The organism is Bacillus sp. SIMBA_031, from assembly GCF_046535225.1.
Taxonomy (GTDB): Bacteria; Bacillota; Bacilli; order Bacillales; family Bacillaceae; genus Bacillus; species Bacillus velezensis.
Map to the genome: position 1 here is coordinate 1 of NZ_JAWRXC010000026.1, position 1587 is coordinate 1587.

General features: G+C 43.7%; 1 protein-coding gene. It reads right to left on the bottom strand.

Annotated features, from left to right (window positions below):
* Window positions 1-1587: non-ribosomal peptide synthetase (locus tag SB724_RS19315; protein WP_410572396.1), on the bottom strand; the 1587-nt coding region annotated here is incomplete at both ends.

Genomic DNA, 1587 nt, shown 5'->3' on the forward strand with positions numbered 1-1587 from the left:
CCTAAATCAAAGAAGTTGTCATGAATTCCGATTTTTTCTACTCCGAGAACATCTGACCATACGCTGGCCAAGGTTTCCTGGACATCATTCTCCGGAGCTGCGTAATCTGCTGACGCCATGCTGCTGCTATCCGGTTCAGGCAGCTGCTCCCGGTTAATCTTCCCATTCTTGGTCAATGGCATCTGATCTAGCACCATAAAATACACCGGGACCATATAATGAGGCAGGCGGTCTTTTACATAGCTTCGAATTTCTGTTATATCAAGAACACTATTTCCTGCTATATATGCTGTCAAATAGGCTTCCCCAGCTTCATTGTCTCTATTAATGACTGCTGCTTCTTTGATTTCCGGATGGCTTAATAGGACATTTTCAATCTCTCCGAGCTCGATCCGGTATCCTCTTATCTTCACTTGACTGTCTAGTCTTCCGATAAATTCAATTCGGCCATCGGACAGTCTTTTCACCAAATCTCCCGTCTTGTACATTCTTTTTCCTGGCTCAAACGGACTTTGGATAAACTTTTCTTCCGTTAATTCAGAGTTGTTCACATACCCTTTTGCCACTCCGTCGCCGCTGATATATAATTCGCCCGGAACCCCGACTGGCACAAGGTTCTGATGCGGATCAAGAATATAGGCTTGGATATTGTCCAATGGCTTACCGATTACGTTGGAGAATTCATCGATTTGATCAAGATTGATCTCTCCCGCCACACAGCCGATTGTACTTTCCGTCGGTCCATAATGATTAATGAGGCGGATCGAATGATTAAGATCTAATGAACTAAACCGCCTTAAATCGTTCTTGTTGACCGATTCACCACCTAATATAATCAGCCGGAGCCTGCCTGTTTCCGCAATACTTTTAATCTTTTCAGAATGGATCATGATTGAAAACAGCGAAGGTGTCATTTTGAGATACGTACATGTTTTGGCGTATTCAACCAGCTGATCAGGATCTCTATACATGTCTTCTGACAAAATATGCAGGGTGATGCCGCTGATTAAGGCGGTATACACTGCGGTATATCCCAAGTCAAATGCGTACGACGACAGTAAGGCTGTCTCATCATTAGACGTAATGTCCGCTTTCTTTATCATCGCTTGGCAATAATTGATCAAGCTTGAATGCGGGACCATGACTCCTTTTGCCCGCCCAGTCGTACCTGATGTATAAATCACATACGCCAAGTCACCGCTTTGATTAATGATATCCACATTGGTTTTATCGCCTGTAAAGATATTTGGATCTGAAATAACTATTGTCGTTCCTTCAAACGGAAATCTCTGTGCATACTCATCTGTTGTTACTAAGACCTCAATCTCAGCGTCTTTCATCATGTGATGAACCCTGTCTTCAGGATGGGACGGATCGATCGGCAGATAAGCTCCTCCAGATTTCAATACCCCAAGGATGCCTACCATCATTTCAAGGGAATTTTCTGTCATGAGTCCGACAATTGAATGCCGGGTTACTCCTTTTTGACGCAGCACTCTTGCGAGCTGATTCGACTTCTCATTGAGTTCCCGGTACGTAAGATAATGATCTCTAAACTTCACCGCTATATGATCAGGGCGTTTATCC